The sequence below is a fragment of the Caulobacter sp. GW821-FHT05F04 genome (assembly GCF_059419665.1).
In genome coordinates this window covers 559,356-578,235 of record NZ_JBWKSF010000002.1, presented here as the reverse complement: position 1 = coordinate 578,235, position 18,880 = coordinate 559,356, and the positions used below count along the sequence as shown (strand labels likewise).

The following is an 18,880-nucleotide window of genomic DNA, read 5'->3' as shown; positions in this document are numbered from 1 at the left end:
GCTTTGAAGGGACTAGACCCCGCCTTCGTCCGTCCGCTCGAGCCCCGCGATCGTCGCCTCTTCCCGCGCGCCGCCCTTGTCGACCGCGCGCAGGGTCGCCTGGCGCAGGGCGTAGACGACCAGCGCCGCCAGGATGGCCGCGTTCAGGACGAACGGCCCCCAGCCGATGCGCTCGTAAAGCAGCACGAACAGCGGCGCGACCACGACATTGAGGCCGTTGATGGCGGCGATGGCCCCGGCCGCCCCGGCCTGGTCCTTGGCCTCGACCGACAGCGAGGCGCCGGCCGTGAAGCCCGGGCGCGCGAAGCCGTAGCCCAGGCTGGCGATGGCGTAGCCGATGGCCACGGCGGCGTAGTCCGGCGCGAAGGCGACGACGATGTTGCCGATCGCCGCGCAGCCCACGCCCCAGCGCATCAGGTCGCGCGGCCCCATGCGGAACATGCGGATCAGGCCCCACTGGGCCAGCAGCGCCGCCACCGCGCCGGCGGCCATGGCCAGGGTGATGAAGCCCTGCGCCTTGATCGGCGGAAGGCCCAGCTTGTCGATGATCAGAAAGCCCAGGGTCTGGGTCTGGGCGGTCTGGCAGGCGGCCACGAGAAAGCCGAAGATCAGGAACGGCTTGAGACGCGGATCCCGCCACAGGGCCGCATCGCCGCCGCGCCAGGACAGGCCGATCCGGCGGCGGGGCGGGGTCTCGCCGCGTCCGGGCTTGAAGGTCTCGGGCAGGCCCCGATGCACGACCACCATCATGCCCGCCGCCAGCAGGGCGAAGGCGAACATCGGTCCGGCCAGGCCCACGCCCGGCAGCACGAACAGCGGGGCCAGCAGCGGACCGACCACCGTGCCCAGGCCGAAGGCTCCGGCCAGGGTGGCCATGGTCTGGGTGCGCTCCTCGCGGCTAGTGCGCTCGGCCATATAGGCCTGGGTGGCCGGATTGGCGGCCGAGCCGAAGGTCCCGAACAGCGCCCGGCACAGCAGGAAGGCGACAAAGATGACCAGCGGCGGGGCCAGGTGATGCAGGCCGGCCGACACCACCAGGGCGCACAGCAGCATCGACACGCAGAAGCCGCCCAGGCCCAGCAGGATCAGCGGCTTGCGCCCACGCAGGTCCGACTGGCGAGCCCACAGCGGCGAGGTGATGGCCCACAGCACAGCCGATAGCGAGAAGATGGCCGCGACCATGGCGTCCGGGATGCCGATCTGGCGGCCGATGGCCGGCAGCACCGACAGCATGCCGTTGTTCCCCATGGCGGTCGCCACGGACACGCCAAAGAGGATCGCGAACGGCGCCCGGTTATCCCGGGCCTCTTTGGACTCCCCAGTCATCAAACACTTGTTAGGCCCCCTCCTGTTCCGAGGGAAGCATCAGAACCGGAAAGACGCGATTTTTGGGTCGCGCGCGCGATGTGTCGCGGATCACGGACGGCTTGGATGAGCGCGTGAAAACGTTGGCTTAATCATTAATCGCGATCATGCGGCTTCATTCTCGGGGTCGGTCTTCCACCATGTTCCAGATCATCGGCATCGTCATGCTCTTCGGCATGGTGTTTGGCAGCTACCTGATGGGTGGCGGCAAGCTGGACGTGATCATCGAAGCCGCCCCACACGAGCTGATGGCCATTCTGGGCGCGGCCGTCGCCGCCTTCCTGATCTCCAACTCCATGGTCGTCATCAAGGGCACGGCCGGCGGCTTCGGCAAGATCTTCAAGGGTCCCAAGTGGAAGCCGTCTGACTATCGCGACCTGCTGTCCTTGCTGTTCCTGCTGACCAAGACGATGAAGTCCAAGGGCGTCATCGCCCTGGAAAGCCACATTGAAAAACCGGGCGAGAGCACGATCTTCGCCCGCTACCCGAAGATCACCCACGACCACTTCGCCGTCGACTTCATCTGCGACACCCTGCGGATGATGACCATGAACCTGGAGGACCCCCACCAGGTCGAGGACGCGATGGAAAAGCAGCTCGAGAAGCACCACCACGAGGCGCTCGAGCCGGCTCACGCTCTGCAAAACATGGCCGACGCCCTCCCCGCCCTGGGCATCGTCGCCGCCGTGCTGGGCGTTATCAAGACCATGGGCTCGATCACCGAACCGCCGGCCGTCCTCGGCGGCATGATCGGCGGCGCCCTGGTCGGCACCTTCCTGGGCGTGTTCATCGCCTATGGCATCGTCGGCCCCATGGCCACGCGCCTGCAGGCCGTCGTCAACGAGGACGGCGCCTTCTACAAGATCATCCAGGCCGTCCTGGTCGCCCACCTGCACGGCAACGCCGCCCAGATCTCGGTCGAGATCGGCCGCGGCAACGTGCCCTCGCCCGCCCAGCCCAGCTTCGCCGAGCTGGAAGAGGCGCTGTCGCAGATCCCGAACGAGTAGTCGCACGTTAGCGCGTCGTAACTTGCACGCGCTTTCGAACCGGTATTCCTTCTGCGCAAAGCCGTCGTCGACAAGGCGACGGCGTCCGCCGCTAGGGGAAATCCGCATGAACACCACGATGCTTCGCAAACTCCTGATCGCCGGCGTGGCCGTCTCGGCCCTGTCGCTGGCCGCCTGCGGCAAGCATGAGGAAGCCGAAGGCGACAGCGCCGCCGCCAAGGCCGCCGCCGCCGACGCCAGCACCGTGACCGACGCCGCCTCGGCCAAGGACCAGGCCGCCGCCGACGCCAACAAGGCCGCCGCCGACGCGGCCGCGGCGCCGGCCGACCCGGCGGATACCGCCGCGGACGCCGCCGCCACGGGCGCCACCTCGACGCCGTCCGAGACCTCGGCCACCGCCGCTGCGGACGCGGCGACCGCCGCCAAGCCGGAAGAGAAGAAGGCGGGGCACTAGGGGTCTCGCCTAAAATTCAAGATCCGATCTCCCCGGCGAAGGCCGGGGCCCAGGTCGAGCCCAGAGCGCCCTTCGTCGAACCTCGGCGGAGGGCGCTTTCACATCTGACGCTCAGGATGAATCTGGGCCCCGGCCTTCGCCGGGGGGATCGGGTTGGAGAGCGGTCTTGACGTTTGACCTCCCCCAGCGCTCTAGCAGCCCCATGAGCGTCACCAACCCTCCCGACGGTTCGCCCCTCGTCTGGCGCGAGGACGGCCTGCCGCAGTCCAGCCTGTACGGCGACGTCTATTTCTCCAGCGTCGACGGCCTGGCCGAAACGCGGGCCGTGTTCCTGACCGGCTGCGGCCTTCCCGAGCGGTTCGGGGCGCAGCCAGACTTCACGGTCGGCGAGCTTGGATTTGGCTCGGGCCTGAACATCGCCGCCCTGCTCGACCTCTGGCGGCGCGAGAAGCCCGCGAACGGCCGGCAAGGCGGCCGCCTGCATATCTTCTCGATCGAGGCCCATCCGCTGGCGCGCGACGAGGCCGCCCGGATCCTGGCCCACTGGCCGGAGCTGGGCGAGGCGGCCCAGGTGCTGCTGGACCACTGGCCGGGTCGCGCGCGGGGCTTCCACCGCGTGGACCTGCCCGGCTTCGACGCCTTGCTGGACCTGGCGGTCATGGACGTGATCCCGGCGCTGCAGGCCTGGGACGGTGCGGCGGACGCCTGGTTCCTGGACGGCTTCTCCCCGGCGCTGAACCCGGCCATGTGGCGCGAGGAGGTGCTGGCCGCCGTCGCCAGCCGCTCGGCCCCGGGCGCCCGCGCGGCGACCTTCACCGTGGCCGGCGCGGTAAGGCGCGGCCTGCAAGCCGCCGGCTTCGAGATCGCCAAGCGCCCCGGCTTCGGCCGTAAGCGCGAGCGGCTGGAGGCCTGGCTGCCCCCCTCAAGAGAAATGGGCGCGCATGCGCCCGCGCCGCGGCCCCAGACCCTGGCGATCATCGGCGGCGGCATCGCCGGCGCGTCCCTGGCGCGCGCCGCCCGCGCCGAAGGCCTTGGCGTCACCGTCGTCGATGATCCGGACCACGTCGCCGCCTCGGGCAATCCGGCCGCCCTGGTCACCCCCGCGCTCGACGCCGGCGGCGGCCCGCGCGCGGCGCTCTACGCCCAGGCCTTCGCCCGCGCGGCAGCGCTGTACGAGGCCGAGCCCGGCGCGATCATCGCCCGCGAGGTGCTGCAGCTGCCCGCCAGCGAACGCGATCCGGCCCGCTTCGCCACCGTGGCCGGACAGGACCTGTTCGAGCCAGGCGCCATGCTCCTGCGCGACGACGCCCTGGCCATGACCCGCGCGCTGGTCATCGAGCCGGCCCTGGTCACCGCCGCCTGGAGCGGCGAGATCATCCGCCGCCGCGTCACCCGCCTGGAGCGCGCCGGCCCAGGACGCCATGGGGCCTGGCGACTCCTCGACGAGGCCGGCGACCTTATCCTGACCGCCGATCGCGTGGCCCTGGCCGCCGGCGCGGCGAGCGCTGAACTTCTTCCCCAGATCCGCCTGAAACCCGTGCGCGGCCAGGCCAGCTGGACCGCGGGCGAGACGACCCGGGCGACGGCCTTCGGCGGCTATGCCGTGCCGACCCGCGATGGCGTCCTGTTTGGCGCCACCCACGACCGCGACCAGACCGCCGTGGACGTCCGTCCCGAGGACCACGCCCGCAACCTCGACATCCTGGCCAAGGGTCTGCCGGATCTGGCCGCGCGCCTGGCGGGCAAGACGTTCGAAGGCCGCGCGGCCGTGCGCGCCACGACGCCGGACCGTCTGCCGCTGGCGAGCCTTGGCGACGATGGCCTGCTGGTCCTCGCCGGCCTCGGCTCGCGCGGCTTTTGCCTGGCCCCGCTGCTGGCCGAGCACCTGATCGCCAGCCTCCTGGGCCATCCCTCGCCCTTGCCGCGCCAATTGTCGCACCTGACCGAGTCCGGCCGTTTCGACTCGCCTGACACGGGTATCGGCGTATAATCGAACACGGTTATCGGAGCGCGCGACGGACCCTTTGCCGCCCGTGCTTCCTATCCGCTCAAATCTACCGATGAGGCCGGCGCCCCCTTCTTGCCGGCCCATTACGGCGGTCCTCCGCCCTCTTGGTCCGCCGGATCGGACGCTCCCGACGCCCCATCGGGAGCGTCTTTCCATTTGAGCCACGCGTCCCTGGAGCCGCCCATGGACAGCGCCGCCCATAGAAAAAGGGGCCGGCCTCGCGGCCAGCCCCAATTCCACCGATCCGGACTTCCTTATTGGAAGTTGATCGAGACCGTCGAACGGCGGTTCAGCGGTTCCTTGACGCCATCGCCAGTCGCGACGGCCGGAGCGCTTTCGCCCTTCCAGTCGACCGCCACGGCGGTGGCCGCCAGGCCCTGGCTGACCAGGCCATCGGCGACGGCCTTGGCGCGGCGTTCCGAGAGCTTCTGGTTGTAGCGATCCGAGCCCGAGGTGTCGGTGTGACCCGTCACCACGACCTTGGTCGCGTTGCCGCCCTTGGCGTATTCAGCGGCTTGCTGGACCACGGCCTGAGCTTCCGGCGTCAGCACGTACTGATCGAACGGGAAGTAGACCACGAACTCGCGCGCTTCATAGGCCGGAGCGGCCGGCATCGGCGGCGGGGGCGGAGGAGGCGGCGGGGGCGGGGGCGGCGGGGGCGGCGGGGGAGGCGGCGGGGGCGGCGGGGGCGGCGCGGACCCGAAGGTGTAGCGCAGACCCAGGGTCACCGAAGCGTCCTTGTACTTGCCCGAGAAGGTGCCGACGTCGGTGATCGAACCACCGGCCGGACCCGTGTTCTGGGTCACCGAACCCCACTTGAGGTTCTTGGTTTCCAGGTAACGGCCGGTCAGGTCCATCGACCAGTTCTCGGCGAAGTTCCAGCCCACGCCCACGATGCCTTGATAGGCGAAGGCCTGGTCGACGTCGTCGAAGTTGGTGTTCTGGAAGCGAGCGCCGCCCGCGGGAACGCCCGACAGCTGGCCATAGGCCTTGTTGTGCACCCAGGCCGTACCGGCGCCGGCGCCGATATACGGGTTGAAGGTGCCACCGGGAGCCAGGTCGAAGATGACATTGGCCATCAGGGTGGTGGCCTTCAGGCTGCCGTCCAGCTCACCGCAATCCGGCGAGGCCGGCGAGCGGCCGACGCCAGGCGTGCAGAGGCCGATCGGCTGAGCGCCGGCCAGACCGTTGCCGCGGACGCTCTTCAGGTCGCTGGGGCGATAGCCGTATTCGGCTTCCACGCGCCAGTTCGGCGAGAACTTGTAGCCCAGGCGGGCGAAGCCGGCCCAGTCCTTGTCGCCCGAGAAATTCCACTGATAGCCGTTCGAGGACGTAGCCTTGACGTCCCTCGGCTCGTGGTAGCCCACATCGCCCGCGACATAGAAGCCGCTCAAGGCGCTTTGAGCCGAAGCGCCCGAGGCCGCGCCGAGCGCGACCAAGGCGACGCCGGCAAGCAACCGCATATTCATCTCTAAAACCCTCTCTAGTCTCTAGTAGTATGTCGCGGGCCCGACACGGCCCCGGGACCTCAGCACGACAAACGCGCACTCAGCGGATTTAGGTGTGGCAGAAACGCCACAAAGGCCGATCAATTGTGAAATGGGCGCGGACCAACCGGTGTTCCGGCAGCGCTTAGCTTGGCCGGAAAACTGTGCGCTCATGTCGCAAGTAACGGAGATTGAAGGAGAAATTCGATTTCTACATACTGCGGGCTTGGTCGGGTGGAGTATGTCCGTGAGCATTGAAGCGTTTTCACAGGCCGGCCAGGAACCCGTGAGGATCACGGGGGGCGAGGCTCCGAACGCCTTCGTCAACGCCGACGCTCGCGACGGGGTCGTGGCGGGCAAGGAAAGCCTGACGGTGGCCGAGGCGGCCTCGCAGCTATTGCGCGGCGCGCCCGGCTGGGGTCCGGCCCTGCATGTCGGAGCGACGGTGACCTACGCCTATCGCGCCACCGCGCCGACCACCATGCCCAGCGACACCTCGGGCTTCTCGCAGTTCAACGCCGCCCAGATCGTCCAGACCGAGAAGGCTCTGCAGGCCTGGTCGGACGTGGCCGACATCAAGTTCGTACGCGTCGGAACCGGAACCACCGGCGCGGCCGCCTACAGCGACAACGCCGCCATTCTGTTCGGCGACTACAGCACCGGCGAGTCCGGCTCGGCCGCCCTCGCCTACTATCCGGGCAACGCCCAGCCCAGCAGCGACTCGGGCGATGTCTGGGTCAATTCCAGCCTCGGCTATAACAGCAGCCCAAGCGGCTCGAACTATGGCGGCATGGTGCTCGTCCACGAGATCGGTCACGCCATCGGCCTGGCCCACCCGTCCAAATACGACGCCGACAGCGCGGCCGCCGCGATCACCTACAGCGCCAACGCCGGTTATTACGAGGACAGCCGTCAGTATACGGTGATGTCCTACTTCGGCGAGTCCAACACCGGCGGCGCGTTCGGCGGCGCCTACGCCGCCTCGCCCTTGCTGGACGACATCGCCGCGGCCCAGCTGGCCTATGGCGCCAACATGACCACCCGCACCGGCGACACCATCTACGGCTTCAACGCCAACGCTGGGCGCGACTGGTTCTCGGCGACCTCGTCGTCGACCAAGCTGGTGTTCGCCGCCTGGGACGCCGGCGGGACCGACACCTTCGACTTCTCCGGCTACAAGGTCGCCCAGACGATCGAACTGCGCGAGGGCTTCTTCTCCAGCGTCGGCGGCCTGACCGGCAACGTCACCATCGCCATCGGCGCGGTCATCGAGAACGCCATCGGCGGCGCCGCGGCCGACACCATCACCGGCAACGCGGTGGCCAACCGCATCACCGGCGGCTCGGGCAACGACATCCTGGACGGCGGCGCGGGCCTGGACACCGCCGCCTACGCCGGCAAGTTCGCGTCCTATGCCTTCAGCGCCCTGGCCAACGGCGGCTGGCAGATCAAGGACAGCGCCGGAACCGACGGCACGGACACCGCCATCAATATCGAGAACCTGCAGTTTTCGGACCGCGCGGTCGCCATGGTCGACAGCCGCGTGGCCTCGGCCATGGCCAGCGTCCTGCGCCTGCAGCCCTTCAGCACCGGCGCCGACGCCATGACCAAGTCGATCGCCGGTGCCATGGCCTCCGGGACCAGCTACACGGACGCCATCGGCCTGGTCGTCAAGGCGGCGGTCAACACCAGCGCGGTCGCCGCCCTCTCCTACCAGTTCTTCACGGGCAAGACCCCGACCGTCGCGGGCATGGACTATCTGGTCGACCCGAACGGCGCGAACCCCAACACCCTGAACAGCGCCTACTACCAGTCGTTCGACACGGTGAACCGCTTCATCAATTTCGCCGTCAATCTGGGCAAGAATGGCGAAGGCGCCTCGGGCTTCACGGCGAGCTACGGGTCCCTGACGCTCTTCGACGCCACCAAGAAAGCCTATGCGGCCATCTTCGGCGCGACGCCGACCGACCAGAAGGTCCACGACCTGCTGGACACCACCGTCGCCGTGGGCGGCTCGACCATGACCCGCGCCAGCTACATGGCCTATTACGGTCAGGACGGCGCGAATGGTCAGGGGACCAAGGCGGCAATGGTCGGATGGCTGCTGGCGGCGGCCGAGACCGAGCACGTCGGCGTCTATGCCAAGTCGGCCGACGTCTTCTTCGCCGACCAGGTGGCGCACAACGTCTATGGCGTCGACCTGATCGGGACCTACGCCAAGCCGGAATACAATCTGATCTGAGGCCCTCCGGGCCTCCGATCCGGCGACGCGACGCGGCGGCGGGCCTCACGGCTCGCCGCCGTTTTCGCGTTCGGTGAATCCGAAAGCGGCCCCGGCGCGTTTCTCCTGGCCGAGGAGATAGCCCCGAGGAGATTGGCATGACCTTCACCGCCCGCGCCCTGCATCTGCACGGCCACCATGCCCGCCTGATCGACGAGGCCAGCCCGGAAGCGGCGGCGCTCGCCTATGTCGAGGAGTTCGCCCACGACGCCCCCGATAGCGACGCTGGCGGCGGCGACCTGGCGATCCTCGTCCGCGACGAGGACACCGGGCGCGAGCAGTGCTTCCGGGTGGACCTGGCGACCGGCGAGACCGAACCTTGCGCCGGCGCCTGAACACAAGAAGAGCCGTTTCCTTCAAGCCGCCGCGGCCGCGCCGTGGTGGATCGTCCCGATATTCCCCTGACCTGGAGAGACCGACATGAAGATCGTCAGAAGCGGCTCGGCCGCCTGGAGCGGCGGCATCAAGGACGGCAAGGGCTCGATCTCGACCGAGAGCGGCGCCCTGCAGGACTATCCCTACGGCTTCGCCAGCCGCTTCGAGGGCCAGCCCGGTTCCAACCCCGAGGAGCTGATCGCGGCGGCCCACTCGGCCTGCTTCACCATGGCCCTGTCGCTGATCCTGGGCGAGGCGGGCTTGAAGGCCGACCGCATGGACACCTCCGCCAAGGTCTCCCTGGAACAGGTCGAGGGCGGCTACGCCATCACCGCCTCGCACCTGACCCTGAAGGCCAGCATCCCCGGCGCCGACCAGGCCCAGTTCGAGGAATTGGCCGCCAAGGCCAAGGCCGGCTGCCCGGTCTCGAAGCTGCTGAAGGCCGAGATCACCCTCGACGCCAGCCTGATCGAATAGGATCCTGCCCGGTGTCGCGCGCCTCCCCTTCCGGGCGGGCGCGACGCCGGGAGATCGCGCCGTGAACCGTTACAGCTTCCTGGACCTGGCCAGCTCGCCCAGCGTGCGCGCGGTCCAGGCCGAGATGGGCGTCGACCAGCTGTGGACGCCCGGCGCGGTCGATCGCGTCTCCGAGGCCTTCACGCCCAACGAGGTCGCCTTCATCGCCGAGCGCGACAGCTTCTACATGGCCAGCGTCTCGCAGACCGGCTGGCCCTACGTCCAGCACCGCGGCGGCCCGCCCGGCTTCCTCAAGGTGCTCGACGAGACGACCCTGGCCTTCGCCGACTACGCGGGCAATCGCCAGTACATCAGCACGGGCAATCTGGACGCCGACGACCGCGTGGCCTTGATCCTGGTCGACTATCCCCGCCGCGCCCGCCTGAAGATCCTGGCCCACGCCGAGCGCCTGGCGCTGGACGCCGAGCCCGACCTGCTGGCGCGGGTCAGCGTCCCCGGCCACCGCGCCCGCCCCGAGCGGATCTTCCGCCTGCGGCTGGCGGCCTTCGACTGGAACTGTCCGCAGCACATCGTCCCGCGCTTCACAGAGGCCGAGATCGCCCGCGCGGTCGCGCCGCTGCGCGACCGGCTCGCCGCTCTGGAGGCGGAAAACCAGCAGCTGCGCGAGCGCCTCGGCCCTTCATAGACGTTCCGTTCCGGAAGCTGACGAACTCGTGTCTTGGCGCCGCCGCCTCCGGCGCCGCACGCTTCGTCGTCACACGAGGGAGCCACCATGAGCGAACGCATCTTCCGCCAGGGCGACATGCTGCTGCGCACCGGGGTGAGCCTGCCGCATCTGGGCGTCTATTCGGGCCAAGTCTACGAGGTCGAGGACTACCATCACCACGCCGAAGGCCTTTACGTCAAAGGCGTCGACGAGGGGCTGGACCCGGCCAGCTTCCAGCCGATCAGCGAGCCCATCTAGACGTCAGCCTCGCGTTGGCCGGGACGAACACTCCTTAAAAGAGAATAAATTCTCGATACAATTTGACCGAAAGTTACTACCAGGCGCATCGTGCCGGCGTCGGGAGGCGGCCGCATGATCACCAGGGAGCGGATCGAGCGCATCTTCAAGGAGGTGCAGCCTCACTTCGTGCGCACGGGCGACGTCGAGGGCTATGCCAGCCTGTCCACCGAGGACGGGGTCTGGTGGCCCCTTGGCCGCGAGACGCGGATCGGCCGGCGGGAAATCGCCGAAGGCTTCGCGGGCGTGATCAGCGGCTGCCACATCGAGCCAGTGTTCGAGGCCGTGGAGCTTGTCGTCCGCGACGACTTCGGCCTGGCGGCCCTGCACGGCACGCAGACGATACGCTTCGACAGCGGCGCCCCCACCCAGGTCGATCACTCCCGTGAGATCTGGGAGTTTCGAGACGTCGCGGGCGCCGTCAAGATCGGCCGCATGATATGGAACCAGATCCCGGACATGACCTAGAGCCCCATGGCGACGCCGGAAGGTGGTCTCGCCGACGGAATCCTGGGAAGCGCGCCCCCTTGCCGCAGGCGGCTCGCGCATCCGCAAACTCGGATAGTCAGACGTCCTTCCCGAGACCCGCTCGGCCAAGCCCGCCGAACCGGACGACGGCTTCCGTGCGGTTGCGGGCGCCCGCCTCGCTCAGGATGGCCTGGACGTGCAGCTTCACGGTCGCCAGAGAGATACTGAGCGCGTCGGCGATCTGCTTGTTGGTCTTGCCGTTCAGCAAATGACCAAGCACTTCGCGTTGCCGTTTGGACAGCCGCTCCACTGACGGCCGCTCCTGCAGTTTGCCCTTGTCGACCCACGGAAAATATTCGCCGCCCGCGACGATGAACCGCAATATCGCGTGCTGCATCTCCCGGGTGATCTGCTCTCCAATAAAGCCCTGGAAACGCTGCGCATAGGCGAGCTTGGCGAGGTCCAGGTCGCATCGAGGGGCGAACAGGACACGCTGTCGCGCCCGCAGATTCGCGACCTGTGCGAAGCTGTCGGCCGGGTCGGCGGTGGCTGGCACGTCCAGGAGAAGCAAGTCGAATGTCACATCGGCCGGGAGTTGGGCGGTCTGGACGCCGATGGAAATCTCGCCTCCGATCGCTTCGGCAACCATGGTCCGCAGCATCGCCGCGCGCTCCATGTCCGAGCCTAAGATCGCCACCCTCATTGCTGACCTACGTCGATAAACTTAGTGGCGCCGCCAAATACCCCCACTGCAAATAGGGAATCTATCCTGGCGCGTCACCTAGCCCTCTGGCTAGTATTTTGACGAAATCGAACCGCAAGGAATTGATCTGCCGCAACTTACGGTACGGCGCCTAGCCATAGGGATGAGCAACGCCAGACGTCACCGTGTCACGCTCGTGTCGAGAGCCGATTCGAGGAAGTTATGGCGACAAGACCCGCTCGAAATTGCCCTGTAGTTAGCGCTAACTATACCTCTGAAGACGCGGCAAGATCGGGCGCTGTCGCGCCGATCGTCTTACAGTTCGAGAGCGCCGGAACGCTGGCTCGCTGTATAGCGGGCGACCGAGATATCCTGAACACCACGGACGCGATCGCTCTGGTCAGCCAGCGCTTGAAGGTTCCAGAGCGGACCGCGCGGACGCTCTTGCGCAGGCTCGCGCGCGCGCCCACGGGACCGGCGAACGATGAGGCATTGACCGCATTGGGCTGGTCGGCCCTCTCCTGGCGCCAGGCCGAGGGCGACGACGCCGCCACCCAGATCGTGCTCTTTCCGCGAGAGACCCATTCCGCCGCCGAGGACCGCCTGAACGCGATCCTGGACAACGCCGCCGATGCGATCTTCGTGATCGACGTGAATGGCGTCATCGAGAACGCCAACCCCGCGGCTCACGCCCTGGGCGGCTGGCCGCCAGGCTCGCTCGTCGGCGAGCCCCTGTCGGTGCTGATGAGCTCGAACGACGCCCACACGCATCAGGTCCGTGTCACACGCTACCTGGAGACAGGCGGCAGCGGCATTCTGAACGCGGGTCCAAGGCCCCTTAGCCTGACACGACGCGATGGCGGCCGCGTATCCATCGAGCTGTCGGTGGGTGAGGCGACGATCGGCGGCGCCCGGAAGTTCATCGGCGTCTGTCGAGACATCGACGAGCGCCTCCGGGTCGACGCCGCCCTGACGCTCGCCAATCAGCGCCTGCGCCAGCAGGTCGAAGAGCTTCGCGTCTTGGGCCAGGACCTGACGGCGCGAAAGCGTGACCTCCAGGAGCGCACGCGAGAGGCCCAGGCCGCCAGGCAGGAGGCCGAGCAAGCCAGCCAGGCCAAGTCCCGGTTCATGGCGATCATGAGTCACGAGCTGCGAACGCCGCTCAATGGGGTCCTGGCCGTCGCCGACGCCTTGGCCAAGCGCCCTCTGCCCGCCGCGGAACTTGAGATGGCCAAGCTCATCAAGTCGTCGGGAGACGCCCTTCTGTCTATCCTCAATGAAGTGCTGGACCTGGCGCGCGTCGAGTCGGGCGCCCTCTCGCTGGACCCGGCGCCGATCGACCTTGGCCAGCTGGTGCTCGCCATCACCGAGGTCTGGCGCTTCGCGGCCGAGGCCAAGGATCTGAAGCTGCACGTCGAGTGCGTGGATCTGCCTGAAGCCGCTCTCGCCGACGGCCATCGACTGCGGCAGGTGCTTTCGAACCTCCTGAGCAACGCGATCAAGTTCACGGAACGCGGCGCCGTCAGCCTGCGCGCCGCCGGGGACAGGAATTCGGATCGCGTCACGTTCTCCGTTTCCGATAGCGGCCCGGGCATCGCGCCGTGCGAGCTTGAGCGCTTGTTCGAGCCGTTCGTGCAAGGCGACGCCAGTACGACGCGCCGTCATGGCGGCGCCGGACTGGGCCTGGCGATCTGCAGGGAGCTGGTCGCCATGATGGGCGGCGACATCAGAGCCGAGCCCGGCCTCCAGACGGGCTCGACCTTCACGGTCGACGTGACCCTTCCACGCGTCAGTCCGTCGAGCCAGACGCCCACGCCATCCGCTTCGCCCGACCCCATCGACTTCGATCCCCTGATCCTCGTGGCCGAGGATCATCCGCTCAATCGTCGCGTGATCGCGATCCTGCTGGACGAGGCGGGTCTCCGCTACGAGTTCGCCGAGGACGGCCTGTCGACGGTCGCGGCCGCCGCGTCGGGGCGGTTCGATCTGATCCTGATGGATGTTCACATGCCCCAGCTCGACGGACTGGAGGCCACCCGACGGATCAGGAGGCTCGGCGGAGAGGTCGCCGCAACCCCGATCATCGCGGTGACGGCCAACGCTTCCAGCGAAGAGATCGCCGAGTGCCTCGACGCGGGAATGGACGGCTTCGTCGGCAAGCCGATCAATGCCTGTGAATTGCTTTCCGCGGTCGCCAATACCGCCCGCGTCCCCCGCTCCCGGGGTCGGCAGGAATCCTGACGATGCAAGGCCGCTCCGTCCGGGGCGACAGGAACGGCCAGCGACAGGCTAGTGTCCCGATTCCGAAGTTCGCTCAGAGCCCGATCCAAGCGCGGGCGAACTTCAAATCCAGCACACTACAGCCTGTGCAGCTTGGGCCGGTCCGGCATGACGGCGAACCGCGCCAGGGTGTCGAGCGCGCCGCCAGGCGACTGCACCTTGTCCAGCACCTTGACGTCGGTTCGCCACGCGTTCGGCGTGATGTCGAAGGTCTGGTAGCCGCGCTGCGCGTTGGCCAAGGCGAGATTGGGGCTGTTCTCGAGCGCGGAGCGCAGGTTCGGCGTCATCGGCGCGCCATCGCCGGCGGATGAGATCGAAGTGGCCAGGAATTCGGTCGCCGCGGCGGGCCCGCCCGGTTCTTCATCGCGTAGCGGAACCGAACCGACCGCGTGGATATGCGCGTCTCCCGTGGCGATCACCACGTTGGTCAGGCTGCGTTCGGTGATGGCGCGGACCAGTCGCGCCCGGGCCGCCGGATAGCCGTTCCAGGTGTCATTGGAGACGATGCGTTCGCCTGCCGATCCGCGCCGGACGAAGGGCATCACGAAGACCTGCTGGGCGATCAGGTTCCAGCGCGCGCCGTTGTTCAGTCCCTCGCCCAGCCAGGTCTCCTGGGCGGCGCCGAGCATGGTGGCGTCCGATCCATCCTCGGCCCGGCAATGGGCCTGTCCCGCCCGGTCGCAGAGCTGGTCGCCGCGGTAGCTGCGCGTGTCCAGGACGTGCATCCGGAAGAGCCGCCCGTAGTCCAGCCGCCGATGCATGGCGAGGCCGTCGGGGCGTGGAAACTGAGCCTTGCGGACGGGCATGTGCTCGTACCAGGCCTGCATCGCCGCGTAGCGGCGCAGCAGGAACACCTCGGGCGGCGTGCCATCCTGGTCGAAGGCCGAAGCCCAGTTGTTGTCCACCTCGTGGTCGTCGAACGAAACGATGAACGCCGCGGCGGCGTGGGCCGCCTGCAGGTCCGGGTCGGTCTTGTAGAGGGCGTAGCGCCGCCGGTAGTCGTCGAGACTGTAGACCTCGCCGCCGAGGTGGTTGCGCTCGACGACGGCGCCGGCCGCGTCGGTGACGACGTAGTCGCTGCGGCCGCCCTCGTAGATGTAGTCGCCGTAGTGGAAGACCGCGGCGAGATCCGGCTCGCGGCTGATGTGGCGCCAGGCGTCGTACCAGCCGTTGGGATAGGCCTGGCAACCGGCCACGGCGAGACGGATCCGCTCGGGCTGGTCGCCGGAGGCCGGCGCCGTCCAGGCCAGGCCCGCCGCGCTGGGCTCGGCGCCATCGACCCGGAAGCGATACCAGTAAGGGCGGCGGGGCCGCAGCCCGTCGATCTCGACATGGACGCTATGGGCGAGCTCGGGCCGCGCGATGGCTTCGCCCGACCGGACGATCCGCTCGAAGCGTTCGTCCTCCGCCACGTCCCAGCGAACCTGGACCGCCAGGGTCGGCATCCCGCCATGCGCTTCCAGAGGCCGGGGCGCCAGGCGGGTCCAGATCACGAAGCCGTCGGGCCAGGGGTCGCCGGCGGCCACGCCGAGCGAGAACGGATAGTCGGCGAACCTCGGCGCGACCCAGGCCCGAGCATCGCGATCCGGACCCGCGAACAGCGCCAGGCCGCCCGCCGCCGCGAGGAACGTCCGGCGATCAAGGCCGGATCTTTGCAGACGCATCGCCGCCACCTCAGAAGGTCAGCCGAAGGCCAAGCGTGGCGCTCCGGCCATAGGCGCGGTAGTCGCCGGCATGGTCGCCAATCGGACCGTTCGGCGTGTCGACGCCCGGCAGTATGATGTTCGTGTTCTCGTTCAGCAGGTTACGCATCGACAGGAAGAGGCGCACATTCTGGCGCACGGCGTAGGCTCCCGAGAAACTCATGTCCGTACGCGGCTCGATGAACGACCCCGTCGAAACACTGTTCAGCTTGCGCCCAGTCATGACGGTGTTGAGGTTGAAGCTGAGAGGCCCCTTCTTGTAGGCCAAGGCCAGCGAACCGAAGTGACGCGCCGACAGAGCGATCGGCGCTTCCGGATTGGTCTGGGTATAGGAGCCCTTGACCGAAAGACCGCTCAACACGCCCGGCAGATAGGCTAGCGCGTGATTGAATTCGATCTCGAAGCCATTGATGTTGATGGCGTCGCCGCCGGCGGTCCTGGTGGTCCGGAACATATAGTTCGCGTAGTCCGTGCCCGCGTAGCCGAATTCTTCCGCCGTCAGATCCTCGGTCTGGAAGAGGCCTTTGACCTTGTTGCGGTAATAGTTGATGGCCACCAGCCCGATGGGCTCGAAGTAGTGGGCGATGCGTACGGAGATGTTGTCCGACAGTTCGGGCTTCAGCCCCGGGTTCGGCGCCGTGACGATCTGCAGATCGTCATTGACCGACCACACGCCGGCCAGCACGTTGACTTCCGGCCGGCGAATGGTGCGGCTGTAGCCCAGCTGGAAATCGGTGCTGTCGTTGATGGCGACCTTCAGCGAGGCGCTGGGGAAGAAATAGTCATAGGAGCCCTCCCGGTCGATCCTGGGCCGGCTCTCGTACTGATACTTCAGGCCGTCGATCGTCGTGGCGCGCCCGGTCGAAGCCGACACCGCGTATCCAGCCGCCTTGACCGCGGCCGCGGTCAACGGATCGAACTCGCGCGCGCGCGTCTCGGTTTCCTCCCACCGCAGGCCCAGCCGTCCGGTGATCCTGTCGGTGATTTCCGCCGTCGCCATCAGATAGGCGGCGTTGGTGTCTTCTTCGAAATGACGGGTATTGGCGATAAAGGCGGTATAGTAGTTGTCCGCCGTCAACGCCTGCGTGAACTGGTCGGGGTGCGCGAGGAAGAACTGCCCCATCTTTATATTACTGGGGGTATAGAGCGCCGAGTCGCCCGAAATCGACGCGACTTTGATACCGAGATCATTGAAGGATAGTTCGTTTATACTGGACGTGTCGGCGAGAAACTGCGCCACGGTCAAGGGGCCCGTATAGCGGTACTGATAGGCGCTGCGTTCATTCTTGAAATCATAGACCGCGCGTTTGGCCTTCAGACCGGTCTTGATCGTCAATTGGGTCGAGCGGATTTTCACCGGGACGGTGAGGTTCAACGCGCCGCCGACCAGTTCGGTGCGGGCGGAACGGCCGTCCTGTGTGTTGAGGGTGATATTGGCGGCCTTGAAACTGGCCGGATCATTCCAGTCCGGGCCGTCGATCTGGGTGATCCGCCAGTCCTGGGCCATAAGGCCCGAACGCTTCACCGCGAAATTGCCGGTCGCCGTGGGCGAGGTGACCAGGTTGAAGATGGAGCCTTCCTTGCCCAGGGGATCATAGGTCGACGTCGAGTCCGAATAGGACAGGTTGCCGTCGAGCCCGAAATGATCGCCTTGATATTCGAAGCTGGGAATGAAGGTCTTACCCTTGCCCTCCTTGGAAATAGCGTTGTTCTGAGCGGTAATCGCGGTGGCCGACGCCGTCTTTTTCGTCGTGAAATCAGTCATGGCGTCGCCGATGACGCCGCGAGCCCGCGCATCGGTGGTGAATATCCAGGTGCGCTGGCCCGACCACAGATAGGACTGATTGTAGATGCCGGCCAAGGACAGGATAAGCCGGTCCGTCGCTTTGAAATCCAGCGTCAGGGATGAAGCGAAACGCGACACCTCCTGCCCACGCATGTGGGCGTAGATGGTGTTCGGCGCCATCGGTTCCGGGCTGACCGCGGTCGGGACGTAGCTGCGCGGATAGTAGGTCTGCTCCATTTCCGTGTAGGTTCTGGACTGACTAACGCTGGCGACGACGCCCAGACGACGGTTGAAGAAGACATCCGAATATTCGATCTGGCCGCTCGGCAGGAACTTGCCGCCGCGTCGACCTTCGTCCGGGCCGGTTTCCCTGTCGTTCCACAGATCCGAATGCGTGAACGCATTGAGCTGGGCGGAGACCCGGCGGCCCTTGCGGTCGAAGGCGCGCTTGGTGCGCAGGTTGATGGCGCCCGCCGGCGCGTTGGCGTCGACATCGGCGCTAATGGTCTTGGAAATTTCGATAGAGTCGATGCTGCTCAGCGACACCTGCTCGAAACTGAACGAGCGCGAGGTGGTCGAGCCGTCATTGGCGTCGGCGGCGGCCATGCTGACCCCGTTGACGGTCACCGAGGTATATTCCGACGGCAGGCCGCGCAGGCGGACATAGCGCACCGTGTCATCGCCCTCGCCGTTCGTGTCGACGCCCGGCATGAGCTTGATGAACTCGCCGACATTGCCCTCGGCGATGTCGCCGAACGATTCGGAGGACAGGCTGTTCTTGATGTCCATCGACTGACGCTGGCTCATGATCGCCCGCGCGTCGCCGTCGCGCTGAGAGGCGATGACCACGACCTCGCCCAGCTTGGTCGCGTCGTCCACGCTGGACCGCGAGAGCCGCAGGTCGAGTTGCAGGCTCTTGCCGGCCTCGACGGTCACCGACACGCTGCTGTCGGGATAGCCGGTAAAGCTGACCGTGACCTGCGCCTCGCCGGCCGGCACGTCCGTCAGCCGAAACTCGCCCCGCTCCCCGGAAGCGGCCGCGCGATGCTCGCCGTTGCTCGTCACCATCCGGATCGTGGCGTCGCGCAGATATTCGCCGGTGGCCGGGTCGATCACCGCGCCGGAAATGGCCCCGCGTCCGGCCTGGCCGCGAGAACCGCGCGCTGTCGAGCGCAGGACGATCACCTGGCCGTTGTCCCGCGCGACCTCGAGCGGCGTGCCCTCCAGCAGGCGGGCCAAGGCCAGACGCACGTCCAACTCACCCACGACCGCCGGCGTCTGGATGCCCGCCAGGTCGCGTCCGGGCGCGACGATCTGCATCCGAGCCTGCCGGGCGAATTCGGGAAGCGCCTTGAAGGCGGGTTGCGCGGGAACGTTGAAGGTTCGTGTCTGGGCGAGCGCGGGCGATGTAATGCACAGCATCGCCCCGGCGGCGGCGCACGCCAGGAGGGCGCGTTGGGAAACCATGGTCTCTATCCCCGAT

The 18,880-nt window shown here is 67.5% G+C and carries 15 protein-coding genes; 10 read left to right on the top strand and 5 right to left on the bottom strand.

All coding sequences use genetic code 11. The annotated features are described in order from the left end of the window. Positions 1–12: 12 nt before the first annotated feature. A complete protein-coding gene (locus tag AC07R7_RS07135) occupies positions 13–1,326 on the bottom strand; it encodes an MFS transporter (protein WP_492886288.1) in 1,314 nt (437 codons plus the stop codon). Positions 1,327–1,505: 179 nt separating this feature from the next. Here AC07R7_RS07135 and motA point away from each other — a divergent pair, with 179 nt between their 5' ends. The 3 genes from motA to mnmC2 all read left to right on the top strand — a co-directional run bounded on the left by motA (position 1,506) and on the right by mnmC2 (position 4,816). Continuing rightward, entirely contained in the window at positions 1,506–2,372 is an 867-nt protein-coding gene (gene motA, locus AC07R7_RS07130) for a flagellar motor stator protein MotA (protein WP_099575759.1), read from the top strand. Between the two features lie 106 nt (positions 2,373–2,478). Continuing rightward, a complete protein-coding gene (locus AC07R7_RS07125) occupies positions 2,479–2,826 on the top strand; it encodes a hypothetical protein (RefSeq protein ID WP_492886290.1) in 348 nt (115 codons plus the stop codon). A gap of 202 nt (positions 2,827–3,028) precedes the next feature. Beyond that, positions 3,029–4,816 (top strand): tRNA (5-methylaminomethyl-2-thiouridine)(34)-methyltransferase MnmC2, encoded by a 1,788-nt coding sequence (gene mnmC2, locus AC07R7_RS07120; protein ID WP_494634858.1) that lies wholly within the window; start codon positions 3,029–3,031, stop codon positions 4,814–4,816. A gap of 272 nt (positions 4,817–5,088) precedes the next feature. Here mnmC2 and AC07R7_RS07115 read toward each other — a convergent pair whose 3' ends face one another. After that, positions 5,089–6,303, bottom strand: a complete 1,215-nt coding sequence (locus AC07R7_RS07115; RefSeq protein ID WP_494634651.1) for an OmpA family protein — start codon at positions 6,301–6,303, stop codon at positions 5,089–5,091. Between the two features lie 265 nt (positions 6,304–6,568). On the opposite strand from AC07R7_RS07115, the gene sapA reads away from it, so the two are divergent. The 6 genes from sapA to AC07R7_RS07085 all read left to right on the top strand — a co-directional run bounded on the left by sapA (position 6,569) and on the right by AC07R7_RS07085 (position 10,925). Beyond that, positions 6,569–8,563 carry a protease SapA gene (gene sapA, locus AC07R7_RS07110; protein ID WP_494634650.1) on the top strand — a complete coding sequence of 665 codons (1,995 nt, stop codon included), beginning with the start codon at positions 6,569–6,571 and terminating at the stop codon, positions 8,561–8,563. Positions 8,564–8,700: 137 nt separating this feature from the next. Then, complete coding sequence (locus tag AC07R7_RS07105; RefSeq protein WP_492886298.1) at positions 8,701–8,937, top strand: DUF5961 family protein; 237 nt, start codon at positions 8,701–8,703, stop codon at positions 8,935–8,937. 85 nt (positions 8,938–9,022) lie between these two features. Further along, entirely contained in the window at positions 9,023–9,454 is a 432-nt protein-coding gene (locus tag AC07R7_RS07100) for an OsmC family protein (RefSeq protein ID WP_492837174.1), read from the top strand. A 61-nt stretch (positions 9,455–9,515) separates the two neighbouring features. Then, a complete protein-coding gene (locus tag AC07R7_RS07095; RefSeq protein ID WP_494634649.1) occupies positions 9,516–10,139 on the top strand; it encodes a pyridoxamine 5'-phosphate oxidase family protein in 624 nt (207 codons plus the stop codon). Positions 10,140–10,226: 87 nt separating this feature from the next. After that, a complete protein-coding gene (locus AC07R7_RS07090; protein ID WP_125155443.1) occupies positions 10,227–10,418 on the top strand; it encodes a hypothetical protein in 192 nt (63 codons plus the stop codon). Positions 10,419–10,532: 114 nt separating this feature from the next. Next, on the top strand, positions 10,533–10,925 hold the full coding sequence (locus AC07R7_RS07085) for a nuclear transport factor 2 family protein (RefSeq protein ID WP_494634648.1): 393 nt from the start codon (positions 10,533–10,535) through the stop codon (positions 10,923–10,925). Positions 10,926–11,022: 97 nt separating this feature from the next. On the opposite strand, the gene AC07R7_RS07080 is transcribed toward AC07R7_RS07085, so the two are convergent. Beyond that, the gene (locus AC07R7_RS07080) at positions 11,023–11,586 is read right to left on the bottom strand and encodes a helix-turn-helix transcriptional regulator (protein ID WP_494634647.1); all 564 of its coding nucleotides are present in this window, start codon (positions 11,584–11,586) and stop codon (positions 11,023–11,025) included. A 534-nt stretch (positions 11,587–12,120) separates the two neighbouring features. On the opposite strand from AC07R7_RS07080, the gene AC07R7_RS07075 reads away from it, so the two are divergent. Next, positions 12,121–13,869, top strand: a complete 1,749-nt coding sequence (locus tag AC07R7_RS07075) for an ATP-binding protein (RefSeq protein WP_494634646.1) — start codon at positions 12,121–12,123, stop codon at positions 13,867–13,869. 116 nt (positions 13,870–13,985) lie between these two features. Here the strand turns inward: AC07R7_RS07075 and AC07R7_RS07070 are convergent, their stop codons facing one another. Together AC07R7_RS07070 and AC07R7_RS07065 are read right to left on the bottom strand one after the other, a co-directional pair. Further along, positions 13,986–15,572, bottom strand: a complete 1,587-nt coding sequence (locus tag AC07R7_RS07070) for an alkaline phosphatase D family protein (protein ID WP_494634645.1) — start codon at positions 15,570–15,572, stop codon at positions 13,986–13,988. A 10-nt stretch (positions 15,573–15,582) separates the two neighbouring features. After that, positions 15,583–18,864, bottom strand: coding sequence for a TonB-dependent receptor (locus AC07R7_RS07065; protein ID WP_494634644.1), 3,282 nt, complete (start codon positions 18,862–18,864; stop codon positions 15,583–15,585). Positions 18,865–18,880: the final 16 nt, after the last annotated feature.

Bases quoted from the DNA above. Each gene is read 5' to 3' on its own strand.
- AC07R7_RS07135 (WP_492886288.1), bottom strand. From the start codon at position 1,326: ATGACTGGGGAGTCCAAAGAGGCCCGGGATAACCGGGCGCCGTTCGCG.
- motA (WP_099575759.1), top strand. From the start codon at position 1,506: ATGTTCCAGATCATCGGCATCGTCATGCTCTTCGGCATGGTGTTTGGC.
- AC07R7_RS07125 (WP_492886290.1), top strand. From the start codon at position 2,479: ATGAACACCACGATGCTTCGCAAACTCCTGATCGCCGGCGTGGCCGTC.
- mnmC2 (WP_494634858.1), top strand. From the start codon at position 3,029: ATGAGCGTCACCAACCCTCCCGACGGTTCGCCCCTCGTCTGGCGCGAG.
- AC07R7_RS07115 (WP_494634651.1), bottom strand. From the start codon at position 6,303: ATGAATATGCGGTTGCTTGCCGGCGTCGCCTTGGTCGCGCTCGGCGCG.
- AC07R7_RS07105 (WP_492886298.1), top strand. From the start codon at position 8,701: ATGACCTTCACCGCCCGCGCCCTGCATCTGCACGGCCACCATGCCCGC.
- AC07R7_RS07100 (WP_492837174.1), top strand. From the start codon at position 9,023: ATGAAGATCGTCAGAAGCGGCTCGGCCGCCTGGAGCGGCGGCATCAAG.
- AC07R7_RS07090 (WP_125155443.1), top strand. From the start codon at position 10,227: ATGAGCGAACGCATCTTCCGCCAGGGCGACATGCTGCTGCGCACCGGG.
- AC07R7_RS07085 (WP_494634648.1), top strand. From the start codon at position 10,533: ATGATCACCAGGGAGCGGATCGAGCGCATCTTCAAGGAGGTGCAGCCT.
- AC07R7_RS07080 (WP_494634647.1), bottom strand. From the start codon at position 11,586: ATGCTGCGGACCATGGTTGCCGAAGCGATCGGAGGCGAGATTTCCATC.
- AC07R7_RS07070 (WP_494634645.1), bottom strand. From the start codon at position 15,572: ATGCGTCTGCAAAGATCCGGCCTTGATCGCCGGACGTTCCTCGCGGCG.
- AC07R7_RS07065 (WP_494634644.1), bottom strand. From the start codon at position 18,864: ATGGTTTCCCAACGCGCCCTCCTGGCGTGCGCCGCCGCCGGGGCGATG.